This is a genomic window from Chitinivorax sp. B (genome assembly GCF_005503445.1).
Classification (GTDB): Bacteria; Pseudomonadota; Gammaproteobacteria; order Burkholderiales; family SCOH01; genus Chitinivorax.
Genome location: NZ_SCOH01000061.1, coordinates 1 through 18,184, shown reverse-complemented (window position 1 = coordinate 18,184; position 18,184 = coordinate 1). Strand labels below are relative to the sequence as shown.

The window sequence follows — 18,184 nt, the reverse complement described above, 5'->3', positions numbered from 1 at the left end:
CCCCGATCGCGGTGGTGCGCCCCAACAGCAGCGACCCCAGCAAACCACTGATCTACCACGTCTACGCCGACCACCTCAACACCCCACGCGCCATCTACGACGCGTTCAACAAACGCCTGACCTGGCGCTGGGAAAGTGAAGCCTTCGGCAACACCCTGCCGGATCAGGATGCCGACAAGAATGGCAACCAGTTTGTCTACAACCTGTGCTTCCCGGGGCAGCAATGGGATAATGGCATCAAGCTGAGTCATAACGGGTATCGGACCTACAACCCGGGGGGGCGTCGATAGCTGGATAAATGTCGGTATCGTGGCGGCTGCCTGGATTCCTGTTTTGCCTGGCGGGATGAGGTGAACCGAAGCCTGGTCATGGAGCTGCCCTGAGCTTGTATTTGCATGGCAACTGTTCTATACCCGATTTGTTCATTCCAGCCTTTTCCACAGGTAAAGATTGTTGCCAGCATGTGACGAGCGTGAGGTGTTGGTCACTGCCTCCACAATGCCAATCTGCATTGCCATCAAAGGGCGAAACAAATTTCCATATCGTTCTGAATGAATGGCCAGGCGCGGCCACGAGCGTGCTTTTTCATGCGTGCTGTCAGTATTGATCAATCCGATTCTAATGGAGGGGCAAAATGGGCTATCACCTGGAAGGTCGTCTGCTTGAGGTGTGTAACTGTCGTGTTCTGTGTCCGTGCTGGATTGGCGAGGACCCGGATTTCGGTACCTGTGACACCATCATTGCATGGCATATGGACAATGGCATGGTTGATGGTGTGGATGTCAGCGGCCGCACTATTGCTGCAGTTGCCCATGTACCTGGCAATATATTGAAAGGGAACTGGACTGCAGCCATTTTTATCGACGATGCCGCATCAAAGGCTCAAGAGGATGCATTACTCAAGGTCTATACCGGTAAGGCCGGCGGCCCGGTGGCAGATCTGGTGAAACTGATTGGCACGGTGGTATCCGTGGAACGGGCGCCGATTACCTTCACTGTGCAAGCAGGCAAGGGGACGCTTGCAATCGGGACGGATTATTATGCTGAGCTGGACCCCTATCTTGGCGCTACAGGTGGCAAGACCACCTTGTCGGATACGGCCTTCTCAACCGTGCCAGGGGCACCGGCCTATGTGGGTAAGGCCCCGGTGTATCGCTCAAAAAATGCTGCGATTGGTATTGATGTCGATCTCAAGGACCACAATGCCTTGCAGAGCACCTTTGTGTTCGATGCTTGACGAAGGATGCCCATGCCCAGCGTTTCATACCATCAGCGTGTGTTTCTGCCAGTACTGGTCAGCGTGGTGGTACTGGCCTGGCTGGTTTTGTGGGCTTGGACGCTCAGCCCATACAGTGGCTATTTGAACCATGGGGACTGGACATCGGCAGGGCCGGCTGCCGCACTATGCCGTGCCTTGCCAGGTGGGGAGGTGATCGTCCCGGCTGTGTTATACGGTGGAGCATGGATTCTGATGACCGCTGCCATGATGTTGCCAACGACCTTGCCATTGTTTGATGCTTTTGACCGATTGGTGGCTGGCCGATCAGATCGGATGTGGTTGTTGGGATTGCTTGGGCTGGGTTATATGGCAGTGTGGGGTGTTTTCGGCTGGTTGGCGCATGGCCTGCATGCGCTGTTGCTGAGTGGCATTGCTCAGGTGCCCATGTTGGCTTGGCATAGTTGGTTGATTGGTGCTGTCATTATTGCCAGTGCTGGCATGTTTCAGTTCAGCAAATTGAAATATCGTTGCCTGGAAAAGTGCCGTACGCCGCTGAGCTTTGTGATCGAGCATTGGCGAGGGCGGGATCATGCCCGTCAGGCTTTCATGTTGGGCGCGCATCATGGGCTGTTTTGTGTAGGGTGCTGTTGGGCACTGATGTTGTTGATGTTTGCCGTGGGGGCGGGTAGCTTGGGTTGGATGCTGTTGCTGGCCGCAGTGATGGCCATTGAAAAGAATGTGAGCTGGGGGAAGAAGCTGAGTGCACCGTTGGGTTTCGCATTACTGGCTTGGGCGGCGTTGTTGGTGGCAAGTCACACTTAAATGGTGGTACCTGATGATGGGGTATGCATTCAATGCGACGGATGATCGGCCTGGAAGGGCGTATGTCTGACGTGAAAGCAGGCTCAGGTAGCCTGCGTGTCATCTTGCTCACCGCTATTGCCATGGTGGCATTTGCAGCCAATTCACTACTATGCCGGCTTGCATTGCAGCAACTGGCCGTTGACGCGGCCAGCTTCGCGAGTATCCGACTGGTTTCGGGGGCACTGATGCTGGCTATCATCATGCGGCTGATGCCCAGCAAGGCGACGCCGGCTCGTCCGGACTGGCTGGCGGCGGCCATGCTGTTTGTTTATGTCGCCTGCTTTTCCTTTGCCTATCTGTCGCTTAGTGCGGGTACGGGTGCGTTGATCTTGTTTGGTGCGGTGCAGGTTACCATGTTCACGGCTGGCTTACGGGCAGGTGAGGTATTTGACCGAGTTGCCTGGGTGGGGCTGATACTGGCGGTTGCTGGTTTGATCTATCTGGTTCTACCGGGGGTAACGGCACCGCCGCTGCTGGGTGCAGGGCTGATGGCAATTGCTGGTGTGGCGTGGGGTGGCTATTCGCTACGCGGTCGAGGGTTACCGAACCCGCTGGCGGTAACGGCTGGTAATTTCCTCCGCGCCACGCCAATGGCTGTGGCCTTGAGTGTGTTGCTGCTGTCGCAGTCTCACGTAACGCCAATAGGTATCGCCTTGGCGATTGCGTCGGGTGCGCTGACATCCGGTGTTGGCTATGTCATCTGGTATGCCGCTTTGAGTGGGCTCACCGCCATGCGGGCCGCCACGGTTCAATTGTCGGTACCGCCACTGGCGGCCTTTGGTGGTGTATTGTTGTTGTCGGAGGCAATCACACTGCGCTTGGCACTGGCTTCGGTGGCCATCCTGGGTGGCATCGCGCTGGTACTGATTCGCCGTACTTGAAGTATGTTCTGGTTTCACGTCGGCCTTGGCCAGGGATGAGCTTTTGTTTCAGCTCTACTTCTCCACGAATTGTGCTCTCGATTCACTCCCCATACGTTTTCCTGGCTTGATACCCAGAATAACCCTGATGCCGAGCAGCGGTGGATTGCATTGTCCGCTTGCCTTGAATTCCCATTGTTCGTCTCCAAGCAACTAACAATTGTGGTAGTCAACTGGTATTGATCGGCACGTGTTTTTGTTGAATGCAGGCCTGATATACTCTGGCGTGAGTTTGGCTAAGTGATTCATGAGGGTGAATTGGCGGTTGATTGACATAGATCATGTTTTGGTATTTGAATGGTATTCTTTGTGTGGTTAATTCAATAGAGATATTAGTTGCACGTTGGGTGGCAGGTTACCTGTTTCATGATTTCGATTTTTTTCCTGATTTTGGTGGATTGACCTTATGCAACAATTGCCCAATGGCATGGTAGAGATTGGCAGTACGCCTGGGCGGGTAGGGCTGATATCCCGCACTATCCCAATCCGGCGTCGTCAATGGGCGGTGGCGGCGCTATTTCTGGTGCTGGGGTTCAACGTGGGGGCCTGGGCATCGCGTATACCCGACATCAAGGACAGCTTGGGATTGGGGGCGGCCCAGGTAGGTACCTTGCTGCTGGCTTGTGGTCTTGGGGCGATCTGTGCGTTTCCTGTGACCACAACCTTGTTGCTGAGATTCGGTTCGCGTCGCTTATGCCTGGGTGCGGTTGGTTTGTTGCCGCTGGTGTTGGTTGCTTTGGCCCTGGCCCCTACTTATCCTCAGGCATTGGTGGTGATGTTTGTAGAGGGCATGCTCTGTGCCCTGATCAACACGGCGATGAACGCGCAGGGTGTGGTGGTGGAGCGAGTCGGCAAGCAGACGGTTATGTCCCGATTGCATGCGGTATTCAGCCTGGGGATGATGTGCTCGGCAGTGTTTGCCTCGGGTTTCAGCCATTTGACGACCTCGTTGCTGGGGCATTTCCTGGTTGTATCGTTGTTGATGCTGGGTCTGTCAGCCTATGCAGCCCCTGGTTTGTTGCCGGATACACCATCCGATAATGGAGAAAAGGCGGCGAAGGCGGGTCGGCCAGATGTGGCTACCTTGTGGATGGGGTGCGCCCTGTTTTTTGGCACGGTAGCGGAAGGTTCAATGACCGAATGGTCCGCCTTGTATCTGCGTGAAGTGGCAGGGGCGACCGTCGATCAGGCGCCTTTGGGTATTGCTGCAGTGTCTACCAGCATGCTGTTGGCCAGGCTGTTTGCCGATGACTGGCGTGCGAAATGGGGAGCCAAAAAACTAGTCGTAACGGGGGGCGTGGTCGCCTTTACTGGGCTGTCGCTGGCGTTATCATTGGGTGGGCTGGTGCCCGCCTTGCTGGGGTTTGCACTGGTGGGGTTGGGGATTGCAGCCGTCTCGCCTTGCATCTACTCCGCCGCTGCGAGGCGTAGCCCGGTCACTTTGGCAACAGTGACGACCATCGGCTCAGCTGGCACGTTGCTGGGTCCGCCGATCATCGGTTTCGTGTCGCAATGGAGCGGCCTGACTGGCGGCATGGTGGTGGTGGCTGGGGCCGCATTACTGGTGTCGATTTGTGCATCACGCATCAGCTGGCCTGTACCATGATGGGGGCTGAGCAGTCAGCAGGGTGAAGACCTGAGTTTGGTGGCTGCTATACCGATCTGCATGGCGAGCTGCTGGTGCTGAACAGCGTCGCCAGCCCGATTGATCAGCGTTATGTTGCACTGGTTGGGGCGCCTTCTTGCATGTGCAAATGATTGATTTGTATAGGATGCATGGTTTGGTGGCCGTAGCGTCAAGTTAACGACCTGAGATCATTTGCTGGCGTGCCCGTCGTGATGATTGACAGCCCCCGGTAGGCGGGGGAGAATCCGCCCATCTCATTGCGCAGCCAACGGCCATGAACTGAAGGCCCGCGCTCTTCGGCCACAGGCGACCCCTGTGGCTCTACCGGATTGCCCGGCCACCAAAGCATTTTGCTTGTGCTGTTCTGACGTAGACTGATTATGCCTGTCGGTACCGCCTACCTCGCTACCATATTCATCTGGTCCACCACTGCACTCGGTATCCGCTGGAGTGTTGACGAAACTGGTTTTCTGTTTGGCATTGCCAGTCGCATGGTATTGGCCTTGGTACTGACTTGGCTGGTGTGTCTGGTGATGCGGATACGGGTTGGTTTTGACAAGCTGTCGTTGCAAACCTATTTTGCGGCCGGTTTTCTGCAATTCGTTTCAATGATGCTGACTTACTGGGGGGCGCAGTTCATCCCTTCTGGCTTGATTGCCGTGCTGTATGGCACCGGCCCGATCTGGACCGGACTGTTTGCATCATGGTGGCTGTCGGAAAGGTTCACCCGTCGGAAACTGATTGGCTTGTTGATGGGTGTTGCCGGTTTGGTGGTCATCCATCACTCGTCGGTATTGGTCAGTGGGCAAGCCTGGTTCGCTGTCATGGCGGTATTGGTTGGCGCGGTGACACAAGCTGTCAGCACCGTCTGGATCAAACGTATCGGTGCGCCGATAGATCCATTTGCCACCACGGCGGGCTTGCTCACACTGGTGGTGCCGCTGTATCTGATCGCCTGGTGGCTGTTTGGTCAGGGGTGGCCTGCCAGCTTGTCGCCACGGACTTTGCTGGCCATTGGCTACATGTCGTCGGTGGCATCGGTGATTGGATTCAGCCTGTTTTTCTATTTGTTGAAGCATCTGCAGGCCGGCAAGGTCGCCTTGATCCAGCTGATTACACCAGTGACGGCCATGCTGTTGGGGCAGATGTTGAACCATGAACCGGTAGACCCAGTTGTGTGGGCTGGTACCGGCCTGATTCTGCTGGGGCTGGCGATACATCAGTATGCGGGGCTCCGAATGGGGCTGAATCGGATGTTGAGCTAGGCGCTTGACCTTGTTGCCAGACTGCCGTCAGCCGAGGTATTACTGCAAGTCCTCACTCATTGTCCCATCTGTCTACAATTTGGGTCAGCACGCCACTTTGCTCCAGTTGCCCCAATGCATTGCTGAAACGGTGAACCACCTCGGGCGCAACATGCTTGCCGAAGAAGAAATAGAAGGGTGTGGCGTCCATTACCGTCGGGAGGATGCGGAATTTTCCCGAATAGGGCGCCAGTGCGCTTTTCAGACCAGGGGATCGGTAGTAGAAGAACCGTCCACGCCCGGCTTCCAGCTTGCGCAGATTGGTGTCGGTTGTATTGCCGGCAGTATCCAGCAACAGTCCGCCTATTGCTTCCAGGCGGCCAATTGGACCACTGCCCAGATTGACCAATACGATTCCTTGCTGCCCCAATGCCCGTACATCCTCCCAACTGTGAATCTCGATGGGATCATGCGAGCGGACGACCAGATGGTACCTGACCTGATAGATGGGTAGGCTCGGGAATTGAAACCGGTTGACACGGGTCGCGTTCTTGACCATGCCGCAAGCTGCATCCAGTGATCCGGAATAGACCCCAGCCTCGATACGGCCGAGTGACAGCCAGCGCTGGTCCCCGACAAAACGTAAGCTGGGGTCGGACTGCTCGACAGCGCGCATGATGTCGACGCAAATGCCGCCGATGGTATTACCCGTGGCGACATACTTCGGTTCGGATTCAAGTTGGGCTGCCACCCGTAACTCAAGGGCATGACTTATTGACCCCGCCAACCATAAGGACGGCAGGATCATGGCTCGTAATAGGCGGCCATGCATTGGACAGCATCAGCGGGTGGGCAAGATCAGTTGCTAATACTCATCCCATTTATCCACCAGCTTCGCCAAATCCCCTTGTTTGGACAGCTGTTGCAGGGCTTTATCGAATTTGTCGACCGTTTCTTTGGCAACGTGTTTACCAAACATCATGAAAAACGGAGAGGAATCCAGCACGGCAGGTAGGATGCGGAACTTGCCAGCATGGGCCTTCAGTTCAGATTTGAAGCCAGGGCTGCGATAGTAAAAGAACCGCCCACGGCCGGCTTCCAGTTTTTGCAGGTTATCGTTGGTGGTCTTGCCCGCAGTATCCAGTTTTAGACCACCTACTGCTTCCACCCGTTTGATGGCGCCACTACCAAAATTGATCAGAATCACATTGTCTGGCGCCAGTTTCTTGACGTCATCCCAACTGCTGATCTGTACATTGTCATTGGCACGCACGGCCAGTTGCCAGTTCACCGGGAAGAGCGGGGTTGTGGCAAACAGGAACTTGCCTTCCCGCTCCTTATTGCGGGCCAGGCCGCAAGCGGCATCTAATGCGCCTCCTTCCAAGGCGGACTCGATACGAGCCAACGGTGTCATGTTTTGATCGCCGACAAATTTCAGGGATGGATCCGTTTTCTCGACGGCTCGCATGACCTCGACACAGATACCGGATACTGCACCATTGAGGGTGACAAACTTGGGTTCAGAATCCACCTGTGCAGCCGTGCGGATATCGACGGCAAATGCGGTGGAACCCAGACTGATCGCCAGGCAAGTGACCAGCAGCAAGGACTTAGGCATGACCTTCTCCTGATATTCGGTGATGTGTCCATGCACTGACCATCCCCGCAATTGCGGGACGGCGGGGTCATGCATTGAGAGACGGCAGCATTGGCTGCCGTTTTAATCTTGTTATCGATTAAACCTAACGACCATGTCTTTTTTCACGATGGCATTCATATCGCTGGACGACATCGCCTCGGGTATCCACTGCTTCCAACTGCACATCGAATCCCCATAGCCGGGCGACATGCTTCAGGACTTCTTCGGTTTGCTGGTTCAGCGGTCGTCGCTGGAACTGGGTGTGGCGCAAGGTCAGGGAACGATCGCCATGCGTATTGACGGACCAGACCTGGATGTTTGGCTCACGGTTGCCCAAGTTGTATTGTTCGGCCAATTTGTGGCGGATATAGCGGTAGCCGTCATCGTCATGGATGGCAGAGATCAGCAGTTTTTCGTCCTCATCATCATCCAGTACTGAGAAGAAATGGAAGTCCCGAATCATCTTGGGTGACAGGTATTGGGCGATGAAGCTCTCATCCTTGAAATTGCGCATTGCAAAATCCAGGGTTTTTTGCCAGTCACCACCCGCCATGTCCGGGAACCAGCGATAGTCTTCCTCGGTTGGGTCCTCGCAGATGCGGCGCAAGTCCCGCATCATCGCAAAGCCCAGCGCATAGGGGTTGATACCATTGTAGTAAGGGCTGGTGACCGGGGGCTGATAGACCACATTGGTATGGCTTTGCAGGAACTCCATCATGAAGCCGTCGCTCAGCAAGCCCTCGTCGTACATCTGGTTCAGAATGGTGTAATGCCAGAAGGTTGCCCATCCTTCATTCATTACCTGGGTCTGTCGTTGCGGGTAGAAATACTGGGCGATCTTGCGCACGATCCGTACGATCTCCCGCTGCCAGGGTTCCAGCAAGGGCGCAAATTTCTCGATGAAGTACAGCAGGTTCTCTTGTGGTTCGACTGGAAAGCGCTGTATTTCCTGTGCGGTAGGGGTTTCGTCACGGCGCGGTAATGTACGCCAGATAATGTTAACCTGCGATTGCAGGTATTCTTCGCGATCTTTTTGTCTGGCTTTTTCTTCTGCCAGAGATAGCTTGGCCGGCCGTTTATAGCGGTCCACACCATAGTTTTGCAGAGCATGGCAGGAGTCCAGCAGCTCTTCCACGGCCTCCACACCATAGCGCCGCTCACATTCCGAGATGTAGTGTTTGGCAAACACCATGTAATCAATGATGGCATCGGCATCGGTCCAGGTCCGGAACAGGTAATTGCCTTTGAAAAAAGAATTGTGACCATAGCTGGCGTGGGCAATCACCAGCGATTGCATGGTCAGCGAATTTTCCTCCATCAGGTAGGCGATACATGGATTGGAATTGATCACAATCTCGTATGCCAAGCCCATCTGGCCACGTCGATAACCTTTTTCGGTACTCAGAAAGTGCTTGCCGAACGACCAATGGTGGTAGCTGACCGGCATGCCGACCGACGTATAGGCATCCATCATCTGTTCGGCGGTGATGACTTCCAACTGATTGGGGTAGGTGTCGAGTTTGAACCCTTCTGCTACGCGGCGAATCTCGTTATGAACCTGCTCGAGCAATTCAAAAGTCCACTCCGATTGTTCGGGCAGTCGGTTGGGATTGACTTTGGTGAGTTCCGTAGTCATTTCGGCTGCTTTTTGAAAAGTTCGCGGAACACCGGGTAGATGTCGGCCGGTGACTCGATTTTCTGCATAGCAAAATGCGGGTGGAAGTCCTTGACCTGGTTGTATTCCTCCCACAGGTTCTGGGCTGGGCCGTCAGTGATTTCGACGTAGGCATAGTACTGCACCAGTTCCATGATGTTGTTGGTCAGCAGTTCGCGGCAGGTGACGGAATCGCTGTCCCAGTTATCGCCATCCGAGGCCTGGGCCACATACACGTTCCAGTCACCTTTGGCATAACGTTCGCGAACGATCTTCAGCAGCAGGTGCAAGGCGCTCGACACGACGGTGCCGCCAGATTCTCGTGAATTGAAGAATTCCTGCTCGTCAACTTCCACCGCGGAAGTGTGGTGACGGATGAAAACCACCTCTATCTTGTCGTAGACCCGGGTCAGAAACAGGTAGAGCAGGATGAAGAAGCGCTTGGCTGTATCCTTTTTCTGTTCGTCCATCGAGCCGGAGACATCCATGATGCTGAACATGACCGCCTGACTGGATGGCTTGGGGGTTTTGACCCGATTTGAGTAGCGTAGATCGAATGGGTCGATGAATGGAATTGCCAGAATGCGGGTACGTAAATGGTGAATCTCGTGCCGTAGAGCTTGAATTTTCGGATGGTCCTCTGGCAGATCGAGCAGCAGTTCCGCCAGTTCGTCTTCCGCCTCCTTCAGCCGCTTGCGGGTTGGCCCACCGACTGCGATTCGGCGGCCCAGTGCACCACGCAACGAGCGCAAGACATGAATGTTGGAGGGCGTGCCGGATACGGTGAAGCCGGCACGATGTTGCTTGAATTCTGTGGTGGATGTGAGTTGCGTCTTCACCATATTGGGTAGTTCGAGGTCTTCGAAGAAATAGTTCATGAATTCTTCGCGACTCAGCTCGAATACAAAATCATCTTCGGTGGTCTCGTCACTGTTCCCGGCCTTGCCCTTGCCAGCACCGCTCCCTCCACCTTGCGGGCGATTCACACGGTCGCCTTTGAGATACTCCTTGTTGCCGGGGTGAACGGTTTCCCACACACCGCCGCGAGTGTGGCCAAAAGTAGGTTCGTTGATATCCTTGACGGGAATGGAGACTTTTTCTCCACTTTCGATATCCGTGATGGAGCGGCCTTTCACGGCACGTGCCACGGCGTCTTTGATCTGCGCCTTGTAACGCCGTAGAAACCGCTCGCGATTGATCGCGGACTTGTTCTTTCCTTGCAGGCGCCGGTCAATAAGGTAAGTCAAAACACTCTCCTGCTTGCTATCCCGATGATCACCATCATGCAGACCGGGGCAGATCAGGCATTGCAACCAGCTTGCCCGCCGCCGCGCGGCATCCATGGCCATCCCACGCGGAACGACCTGCTGCGACTGCGCAGCAGTCGGTGCGAACCCGCCGCCGGATGATGCCTGATGCTCTGGTTGCAGCATCATCCGGAAGCAGATTCATACCGCCTTCACTCAAGACGACTTGCGTACCCGCAGATACCATTCGCACAACAGGCGAACCTGTTTGGCGGTGTAACCCTTGTCGACCATGCGATCGACAAAATCCTGATGTTTCTTGGCATCTTCAGCACTGGCTTTGGCATTGAACGAAATGACCGGCAATAGCTCTTCGGTGTTCGAGAACATCTTCTTCTCGATGACCGTCCGGAGTTTTTCGTAGCTGGTCCAGGTCGGATTCTTGCCGCCATTTTGCGCCCGTGCCCGCAACACGAAGTTGACGATCTCGTTGCGGAAGTCTTTCGGATTCGAAATGCCGGCTGGCTTCTCAATTTTTTCCAGCTCATTGTTCAATGAGTTGCGGTCGAAACTTTCGCCGGTGTCTGGATCGCGGAATTCCTGATCCTGAATCCAGAAGTCGGCAAAGGTCACATAACGGTCGAAAATGTTCTGGCCATACTCCGAATAACTTTCCAGATAGGCTGTCTGAATCTCCTTGCCAATGAATTCCACATAGCGTTGCGCGAGGTATTCCTTGATATAGGCCATGTATTTCTGTTCAGACTCGGGCGGAAACTGCTCGCGCTCCACCTGCTGTTCCAGTACATACAGGAGATGCACCGGATTGGCTGCCACTTCGGTATGGTCAAAGTTGAATACCTTTGACAGAATCTTGAATGCAAACCGGGTGGACAACCCATTCATGCCTTCGTCGACACCCGCGTAGTCGCGGTATTCCTGCATCGATTTGGCTTTCGGATCGGTATCCTTCAGGTTCTCGCCATCGTACACCTGCATCTTGGAGTAGACGCTGGAGTTCTCCGGCTCTTTCAGTCGCGACAGTACCGCAAACTGTGCCATCATCTTCAGTGTGCCAGGTGCGCAGGGCGCTTTGGAGAGAGAAGAGTTGCGAACCAGCTTCTCGTAGATCTTCACCTCTTCGCTGACACGCAGGCAGTACGGTACCTTGACGATGTAGATCCGGTCGAGGAAAGCCTCGTTGTTGCGATTGTTCTTGAACTGCTTCCATTCCGATTCATTGGAATGCGCCAGCACGATGCCATCGAACGGGATGGCGCCAAAGCCTTCAGTGCCCTTGAAGTTGCTTTCCTGGGTGGCGGTCAGCAAGGGGTGCAGCACCTTGATCGGCGCTTTGAACATTTCTACAAATTCCATCAGCCCTTGGTTGGCCAGGCACAGGCCACCTGAGTAGCTATAGGCATCCGGATCATCCTGCGCGTATTCCTCCAGCTTGCGGATATCCACTTTGCCGACCAGTGACGAGATATCTTGATTGTTCTCATCGCCTGGTTCCGTCTTCGATACGGCAATCTGCTTCAGTACGGATGGATAACGTTTGACGACGCGGAACTGATTGATGTCGCCGTTGAATTCATGCAACCGCTTGACGGCCCAGGGCGACATGATCGTTTTCAGGTAACGGCGCGGAATGCCGTAGTCTTCTTCCAGGATCGGGCCATCTTCATCTTCACTGAACAGGCCCAGTGGCGATTCGTTGACCGGAGACCCTTTGATGCAATAAAACGGCACCTTTTCCATCAGATATTTCAGTTTTTCGGCGATGGATGACTTGCCGCCACCCACGGGGCCCAGCAGGTAGAGAATCTGTTTCTTCTCTTCCAGCCCTTGTGCCGCATGCCGAAAATAAGCCACCACTTGCTCAATGACTTCTTCCATGCCGTAAAACTCTCGGAAAGCAGGGTAGACCTTGATCACTTTGTTCGCGAAGATGCGCGACAGGCGTGTATCGTTGCGGGTGTCGGTCAACTCGGGTTCGCCAATCGCTGCCAGCATGCGTTCGGCGGAGGTGGCATACGCGAGTTTGTCGCGTTTGCAGATTTCCAGGTATTCCTTAAGGGAGTATTCCTCCTCCCGGGTTTTTTCGTAACGTGCTGCGTAGTTCTCAAAGATGTCCATGTGTCATGCCCTTTGTGTCTCTACCAGTCAGTTCGGCCGGTGCCGAGCCCTAAACAAGCTCAGAGGATTAGTCCCGAAAACGCGAGGGGAATTCCGTCGCCAAGGCAGATTTTTTTCAGATTCCGGATATTGCATTGCAGCGTAAAGCCGCATGCTGCCTCGTATCAGTGCTTTCCTGCCTCCCTGAATTCAGCATAGCTGAATCTTTTTTCGTCGTCAGTCATTCTTTCCGACGAGCGGATATCGAACCAGGACGGGCGGGGGCGACTTGGCACGGCTTGCGCTTGCCCTCTGCTTGTGTGTAAAGATAGGCTGTTCCCGCATTTTCATGGCCATGTCGTTTTGATACAACAATGCCATGCCTCGCCAATCATCACTGATAAAGAGAATAGAAGATGGAGACCACATCTACTCAGAATTTATTGTTGGTTGAAGATGATGTAGATCTGGCGGAATTGACCGCACGCTATCTTGCGCAACACGGGTTTGATGTCGCGGTCGAATCCAATGGCTTGCGTGCCATCGACCGCATCCTGGCCAGTCAGCCGGCGGTAGTGATTCTGGACGTTGGTCTGCCCGGATGTGATGGCTTCGAGGTATGTCGCCGGGTGATGCCGCATTACAGCGGTGTGTTGTTGATGTTGACCGCACGGGACGAAGATGTCGATCAGATCCTCGGCCTGGAACTGGGTGCGGACGATTACCTGACCAAGCCGGTGCAGCCGCGGTTGTTACTGGCGCGCCTGCGGGCCCGATTGCGGCGTACCCCGGTCAATTTGCCGCAAGCTGGCGAAATCCAGCTGGGGCCGTTCCGTATCAACCAACGTGCCCGTGCAGCCTGGTTGGCTGGTAACGAGGTAGCGCTGACAACGGCTGAATTCGATCTGCTCTGGTTTCTGGCAGAGCGGGCAGGGGAGGTAGTCAGCCGTGAAGCTTTGATTCAAGGGTTGCGCGGTATCGGTTATGACGGGATGGATCGTTCCGTCGACACTCGTATTTGCCGGTTGCGACGCAAATTTGGTGATGATCCGGATGTGCCATCACGGATCAAGACCATTCGTGGCAAGGGCTATCTGCTCAGCAAGGTTGACTGGTAATGCGCTGGATATCAGGTGGGCAGGGCATGCGGCGAGGGCTATTGGTTGCTTGTTTGGCTGCGTGGCTTGGGGTGGCCTGGTTCGGTTTTGGTTTGTTGCTGGATCGTATCTATGATGAAGCCACCGTGCAAAGCAATGAGGAATTCCGCCGCATGATGCATGGGCCGATCACTTTGATCGAAAAGGCGCTCAAACCGTATCCACTGGCACAGTGGCCAACTGTGTTGGCTGGCATGCAGCATGACTTCGACTACCGTTTGGCTATTCAGCCACTGGATCAAATGAAATTACCCCATCTGGATCATGCGCGATTGGTGCGGGGCGAGATTACATTGGGCGAAGACCAGGACATGGTGTTGCATCGTGTGGCGGGGAGTCGACAGGTGTTGGTGTTGGGGCCAATCTGGATTACACCGGCTCGAAGCGATTATCCGCGCTATGTGTCGGTACATCAGTTGATTGCGGCGTTTATACTGGCATTAATCGGGTTCCTGTGGATAGTTTCTCAATGGCTTGTAGCACCGGCCCGGCGTGACCATCGCCGTTTGCAGGAGGCAATGAGTGTGCTGGCGGGGGGCGATTTGTCCGTACAGTTGCAGGCCGCCGAGAGTCGGCGCTATGAAACGGTGGTTGGACAGTTCAATCGGATGACAGCAGGTTTACGATCACTGATCGAGCAACAGCGGGAGGTGTCTCGTGCTGTGTCGCACGAGTTACGTACGCCGCTGGCCCGCTTTCGCTTTGGTTTGGCGTTGCTCGAAGACGAGTTGCCGGCTGCCCATGGAAAGCATGCCACACTGGCAGCGCTGCAGCGAGCCACTGACGAGCTGGAGTCGTTGATTGAAAGCGCACTGGTCTATGCCCGTATGTCTCACGCTCAGCAACCCGCAATTCGGGTGGAGACACATGACCTGATGGCCTGGATCAGGCAGGAGTTGTCGTTATGGCCACAAACCGGTATCCGGGTCGTGCTGAACGGGCCAGATCAGCCATTGATGGTCCCGTTCGATGCGCTGCAACTTCGTCATGCTTTCCGTAATCTGCTGGCCAACGCCTGCCGTTTTGCCCGTAGTGAGGTCACGCTGACAGTCAGCCGACAGGATGATGAGGTGGCATTGCATGTGCATGATGACGGCCCAGGGGTGCCAGCCGGCGAAGAAACCCGGATATTTGAACCGTTTGTGCGCGGCAGTCGGCCCAATGGGGCTGGTCATGGGTTAGGGCTGGCCATCGCGGCACGCATCATGGCTTTACATGGTGGCCAGATCGGTTTGAAGCCAGGTGTGGGCGCCCATTTCTATTTGCAGTGGCCTGTCTGACACGAATGCGGTCTTGAATCAAATGAACCGGGCGCTTTGCCAAAGCGCCATGGCAGTATGGTGGTGGTTTGGGACAGGTCAGTCGCTAAGCTAGACTTTTGCTGCTATTACGTTGGGTTCCTTCATCTTGGCACGCAAGCATTGAGCATCCCATATGAGATGCTCAACACCTGCCTATGACGTAATGGTTATTTACTTTGCCGTCATCCGGATCGCGCCGTCAAGGCGGATGACTTCACCGTTCAACATTGGATTCTCGATGATGTGACGTACCAGCGCGGCATATTCATCTGGTTGGCCCAAGCGGGACGGGAAGGGGACCTGTTGCCCGAGTGAGATTCGTACGTCTTCCGGCAGGCCGGCCATCATGGGGGTGTCGAACAGGCCTGGGGCGATGGTCATGACGCGAATGCCATGACGAGCCAATTCGCGAGCGATCGGCAAGGTCATGCCGACGATACCGGCTTTGGAAGCTGAATAAGCAGCTTGGCCAATCTGACCGTCAAATGCGGCAACAGAGGCGGTATTGATCAGCACACCTCGTTCGCCGGTGTGCTCTGGGTGGTTACGGCTCATGGTATCAGCCGCCAACCGCAGTACATTGAAGGTGCCAATCAGGTTGATCTGTACAGTGCGGGTAAAACTGTCCAGTCGATGCGGGCCCTCCTTGCCGACCACTTTTTCACCAGTGGCAATGCCGGCGCAGTTCACGGCGCCCCATAGCGTGCCAAAACTATCCAGTGCCAATTTGATCGCGGCTGCCACCTGAACTTCCTGGGTAACATCGGTTTTGATGAAACGGGCTTTGCTGCCCAGTTTCTCGGCCAATGCCAATCCGGTTGCTTCATTCAAGTCGGCAACCACAACATTGGCACCCTGGGCAATCAGCATATTGACGGTTGCAGCGCCTAAGCCAGAACCACCCCCGGCCACAATGAAAGTTTTGTTGTCTGGGTTCATGTCATCCTCCTCTGGAATTGCTATGTCGTCGCTCGGCCTGGGGAGCGGGTTGCACCTCGGCCAAGTGGGGTATGTCCGTCGCGGTTGGCGGCGGCATGGTACGGCGATTGTGTGGTATTTGGGTCGATGACGTCCAGCAATTGTGTCCTCGTGCATTTGTTGCTTGGGTCGTCACAGTTTTCATGTATGCAGAATCGTCAGGTTTTCAATATGGGTATTTGCGAAACAGGATAATTTCAGCGGCATTGTGGGGTTGCTGATTTTGTTGGAACAACAAGGCTGTCAACGTGTTTGATGCATTGATTGAATGCTGTGTAAATTTTGTTTTAAACATGGATAGGCGCGTGATTCCGCGCTTTTCTGCGCTTGTGAAAGGTAGGTGATGACTATACAATATTATGTCATCGGAATAATTTCGCCGTTTCGAATATATTGGTCTGCTTATTCCAATCCAACATACATCCGTACCGGGAGTTACCTTGTCAGAACAACTCATTCCGGAGCATGCCAATTCACTGGTTGGCCATAGCCCTGTACCCAGTTTGAATCCTCAACAAGCTCTGGACGGTGGCATGTCGCTTGCCCAAGTGGCAGGTGTTGACCCGCAGGCATTGCAAACCGCAACTGCCGTGGCTGACGGCGTCGAGGCGTTGCAACAAGGCGACGCGTTACAGGGGGTGTCTGCGGTGAATGGCTTGGCACAGGCAGCAGGTGTTGATCCACGTGCCTTGCAGGCTGCGTCGGTTTTTTCCGATATTGCGCAGGGTGGGTTACCGCAGAACGTGCCCGTGGCCAGGTCTCTGACGCCGGCTGTTGCTGTGCCCGAAGAGCTGGAAGCCGTTGCTGAACCCATCGCCGAGAAATTGCATATTGCTGAACATCCGCTCGCTGGCCAGGCAGTCATGGATTTCGCTTCGCCCGATATTGCATTCCAGCCAGCACCGGCAGTAGCCAAGGCAGCGTTGGAGGGGGGTGGCGGATTGCCTTCGCTCAGTCAGCAAAACCGGCTGTTGCGCATTCATGGCCTACCCATGGATTGCAAGCTGTCGATTGCTGCCATTGTTGGCAATGCTGCGATGTCTGACGTATTCGAGTTTCATCTTGACCTGCAATCCCCCCGCGATGACATCGATCTGAAAGATGTGATGGGCCGGAACGTGACAGTGGCCATTGCGATGCAGGATGGCAGCGAACACCCGATCAACGGCTATGTCGAGTCGTTTTCCTTCCGTCATACCGATGGCAACATGTCAATGTACGATGCCCGTATCGTGGCTTGGTTCGGTATGCTGAACAAGCGCATCAACAGCCGCATCTATCAGGAGATGACGGTTCGCGATGTGCTCGATACCTTGTTCAAGGAAAACTACCCAGGCTTTGCCGATTACAGTTTCCGCCTGCACAAGGACTATCAGAAGGAAAGCTTCATCGTACAGTATGGTGAGAGCGACCAGCATTTTGCTGCGCGGGTAATGGAGCGCTTCGGTCTGTTCTATTACTTTGAACACCGTCCTGATGGCCATACCATGGTGATCGTCGACGATTCAACCAATGCCGGCTGCTGTCCACCGCAAGACGCCCATGCCCGTATTCGCTTCAATGGGGGGGATCGGGTTGAATTCGAAGATTGCATTACGCATTTTTCCGCTAGCCGTGAACTACAACCGACCAAGATTTCGCTGAATACATTCGATTTCAAGGCCCCGCATACACCACAATATCTGGAAGAGCCAACCATTGCCGAACAGGGTGCGGTACCCAGGTTGGAAGTCTATGATGGCAACCCCGCCTTCGGTTATCGTGGTGTGGGGGATGGCGAACGCGAAGCCCGTCTGCGGATGGAGGCCTGTGAGTGGCAGGCAAAGCAATTCACTGGTAACGCCGAATGTCGCGGCCTGATCGCTGGCCGGACTTTTGAAATACTCGAACATCCCTGGTTCGATACGGCGGGTGGGGATAACCAGTTTCTGGTACTGTCTACCCATGTCGAGGCGTATAGCAATATCCGTAACGGACAGCCGCATCTGGTCTTCCAGAACAGTTTCAGCGCCATTCGCCGAAAAATCCCGTTCCGTCCGTTGCGGCAGCACGAACGGCCAGTCATGAAAGGCCCGCAGACCGCCACGGTCGTGGGCCCTAAAGGCCACCCCTTTCAAGGTCTTCCCACCCGAGCCTTCTTGAGTACGCGAGCAGTTGAGACGTGGGCGCGGGCGAGCTTGCCGTCCACATAACCCTTTGGCTGGTCGATTTTGGGG

The 18,184-nt window shown here is 54.8% G+C and carries 14 protein-coding genes and 1 pseudogene; 9 read left to right on the top strand and 6 right to left on the bottom strand.

Annotated features, from left to right (window positions below; translation table 11 throughout):
* The 6 genes from FFS57_RS25345 to FFS57_RS22830 form a co-directional block, all read left to right on the top strand.
* Window positions 1-290: hypothetical protein (locus FFS57_RS25345; RefSeq protein WP_171014158.1), on the top strand; the 290-nt coding region annotated here is incomplete at its 5' end.
* A gap of 344 nt (window positions 291-634) precedes the next feature.
* Complete coding sequence (locus FFS57_RS22850) at window positions 635-1,237, top strand: DUF1326 domain-containing protein (RefSeq protein WP_137940153.1); 603 nt, start codon at window positions 635-637, stop codon at window positions 1,235-1,237.
* 12 nt (window positions 1,238-1,249) lie between these two features.
* The gene (locus FFS57_RS22845; protein ID WP_137940152.1) at window positions 1,250-2,041 is read left to right on the top strand and encodes a DUF2182 domain-containing protein; all 792 of its coding nucleotides are present in this window, start codon (window positions 1,250-1,252) and stop codon (window positions 2,039-2,041) included.
* A gap of 62 nt (window positions 2,042-2,103) precedes the next feature.
* Entirely contained in the window at window positions 2,104-2,964 is an 861-nt protein-coding gene (locus FFS57_RS22840) for a DMT family transporter (RefSeq protein ID WP_137940151.1), read from the top strand.
* 445 nt (window positions 2,965-3,409) lie between these two features.
* Window positions 3,410-4,609, top strand: coding sequence for an MFS transporter (locus FFS57_RS22835; RefSeq protein ID WP_249384133.1), 1,200 nt, complete (start codon window positions 3,410-3,412; stop codon window positions 4,607-4,609).
* A 401-nt stretch (window positions 4,610-5,010) separates the two neighbouring features.
* Window positions 5,011-5,895, top strand: coding sequence for a DMT family transporter (locus FFS57_RS22830; protein ID WP_137940150.1), 885 nt, complete (start codon window positions 5,011-5,013; stop codon window positions 5,893-5,895).
* 52 nt (window positions 5,896-5,947) lie between these two features.
* On the opposite strand, the gene FFS57_RS22825 is transcribed toward FFS57_RS22830, so the two are convergent.
* The 5 genes from FFS57_RS22825 to FFS57_RS22805 form a co-directional block, all read right to left on the bottom strand.
* Window positions 5,948-6,625 carry a substrate-binding periplasmic protein gene (locus FFS57_RS22825; RefSeq protein ID WP_171014157.1) on the bottom strand — a complete coding sequence of 226 codons (678 nt, stop codon included), beginning with the start codon at window positions 6,623-6,625 and terminating at the stop codon, window positions 5,948-5,950.
* A 114-nt stretch (window positions 6,626-6,739) separates the two neighbouring features.
* Window positions 6,740-7,492, bottom strand: a complete 753-nt coding sequence (locus FFS57_RS22820) for a substrate-binding periplasmic protein (RefSeq protein WP_171014156.1) — start codon at window positions 7,490-7,492, stop codon at window positions 6,740-6,742.
* 124 nt (window positions 7,493-7,616) lie between these two features.
* Complete coding sequence (locus tag FFS57_RS22815) at window positions 7,617-9,149, bottom strand: SpoVR family protein (protein WP_137940147.1); 1,533 nt, start codon at window positions 9,147-9,149, stop codon at window positions 7,617-7,619.
* The gene (locus FFS57_RS22810; RefSeq protein WP_137940154.1) at window positions 9,146-10,414 is read right to left on the bottom strand and encodes a YeaH/YhbH family protein; all 1,269 of its coding nucleotides are present in this window, start codon (window positions 10,412-10,414) and stop codon (window positions 9,146-9,148) included. The genes FFS57_RS22815 and FFS57_RS22810 overlap by 4 nt, the downstream gene beginning before the upstream one ends.
* Before the next feature lie 216 nt (window positions 10,415-10,630).
* Window positions 10,631-12,553: a PrkA family serine protein kinase gene (locus FFS57_RS22805; protein WP_137940146.1), complete on the bottom strand. Its 1,923-nt coding sequence runs from the start codon at window positions 12,551-12,553 to the stop codon at window positions 10,631-10,633.
* Window positions 12,554-12,948: 395 nt separating this feature from the next.
* Here FFS57_RS22805 and FFS57_RS22800 point away from each other — a divergent pair, with 395 nt between their 5' ends.
* Together FFS57_RS22800 and FFS57_RS22795 are read left to right on the top strand one after the other, a co-directional pair.
* Window positions 12,949-13,650: a winged helix-turn-helix domain-containing protein gene (locus FFS57_RS22800; RefSeq protein WP_137940145.1), complete on the top strand. Its 702-nt coding sequence runs from the start codon at window positions 12,949-12,951 to the stop codon at window positions 13,648-13,650.
* Window positions 13,650-14,969: an ATP-binding protein gene (locus FFS57_RS22795; RefSeq protein ID WP_137940144.1), complete on the top strand. Its 1,320-nt coding sequence runs from the start codon at window positions 13,650-13,652 to the stop codon at window positions 14,967-14,969. The genes FFS57_RS22800 and FFS57_RS22795 overlap by 1 nt, the downstream gene beginning before the upstream one ends.
* 192 nt (window positions 14,970-15,161) lie before the next feature.
* On the opposite strand, the gene FFS57_RS22790 is transcribed toward FFS57_RS22795, so the two are convergent.
* Window positions 15,162-15,929 (bottom strand): 3-hydroxyacyl-CoA dehydrogenase, encoded by a 768-nt coding sequence (locus FFS57_RS22790; RefSeq protein WP_137940143.1) that lies wholly within the window; start codon window positions 15,927-15,929, stop codon window positions 15,162-15,164.
* 572 nt (window positions 15,930-16,501) lie between these two features.
* Here FFS57_RS22790 and FFS57_RS25900 point away from each other — a divergent pair.
* Window positions 16,502-18,064, top strand: a pseudogene (locus FFS57_RS25900) (type VI secretion system Vgr family protein); the annotation flags it as partial.
* Between the last annotated feature and the right edge of the window lie 120 nt (window positions 18,065-18,184).

What these genes read in the sequence shown, in the direction of transcription:
- FFS57_RS22850 (WP_137940153.1), top strand. Translation starts at nt 635, where the DNA reads ATGGGCTATCACCTGGAAGGTCGTCTGCTTGAGGTGTGTAACTGTCGT.
- FFS57_RS22845 (WP_137940152.1), top strand. Translation starts at nt 1,250, where the DNA reads ATGCCCAGCGTTTCATACCATCAGCGTGTGTTTCTGCCAGTACTGGTC.
- FFS57_RS22840 (WP_137940151.1), top strand. Translation starts at nt 2,104, where the DNA reads ATGTCTGACGTGAAAGCAGGCTCAGGTAGCCTGCGTGTCATCTTGCTC.
- FFS57_RS22835 (WP_249384133.1), top strand. Translation starts at nt 3,410, where the DNA reads ATGCAACAATTGCCCAATGGCATGGTAGAGATTGGCAGTACGCCTGGG.
- FFS57_RS22830 (WP_137940150.1), top strand. Translation starts at nt 5,011, where the DNA reads ATGCCTGTCGGTACCGCCTACCTCGCTACCATATTCATCTGGTCCACC.
- FFS57_RS22820 (WP_171014156.1), bottom strand. Translation starts at nt 7,492, where the DNA reads ATGCCTAAGTCCTTGCTGCTGGTCACTTGCCTGGCGATCAGTCTGGGT.
- FFS57_RS22815 (WP_137940147.1), bottom strand. Translation starts at nt 9,149, where the DNA reads ATGACTACGGAACTCACCAAAGTCAATCCCAACCGACTGCCCGAACAA.
- FFS57_RS22805 (WP_137940146.1), bottom strand. Translation starts at nt 12,553, where the DNA reads ATGGACATCTTTGAGAACTACGCAGCACGTTACGAAAAAACCCGGGAG.
- FFS57_RS22800 (WP_137940145.1), top strand. Translation starts at nt 12,949, where the DNA reads ATGGAGACCACATCTACTCAGAATTTATTGTTGGTTGAAGATGATGTA.
- FFS57_RS22795 (WP_137940144.1), top strand. Translation starts at nt 13,650, where the DNA reads ATGCGCTGGATATCAGGTGGGCAGGGCATGCGGCGAGGGCTATTGGTT.
- FFS57_RS22790 (WP_137940143.1), bottom strand. Translation starts at nt 15,929, where the DNA reads ATGAACCCAGACAACAAAACTTTCATTGTGGCCGGGGGTGGTTCTGGC.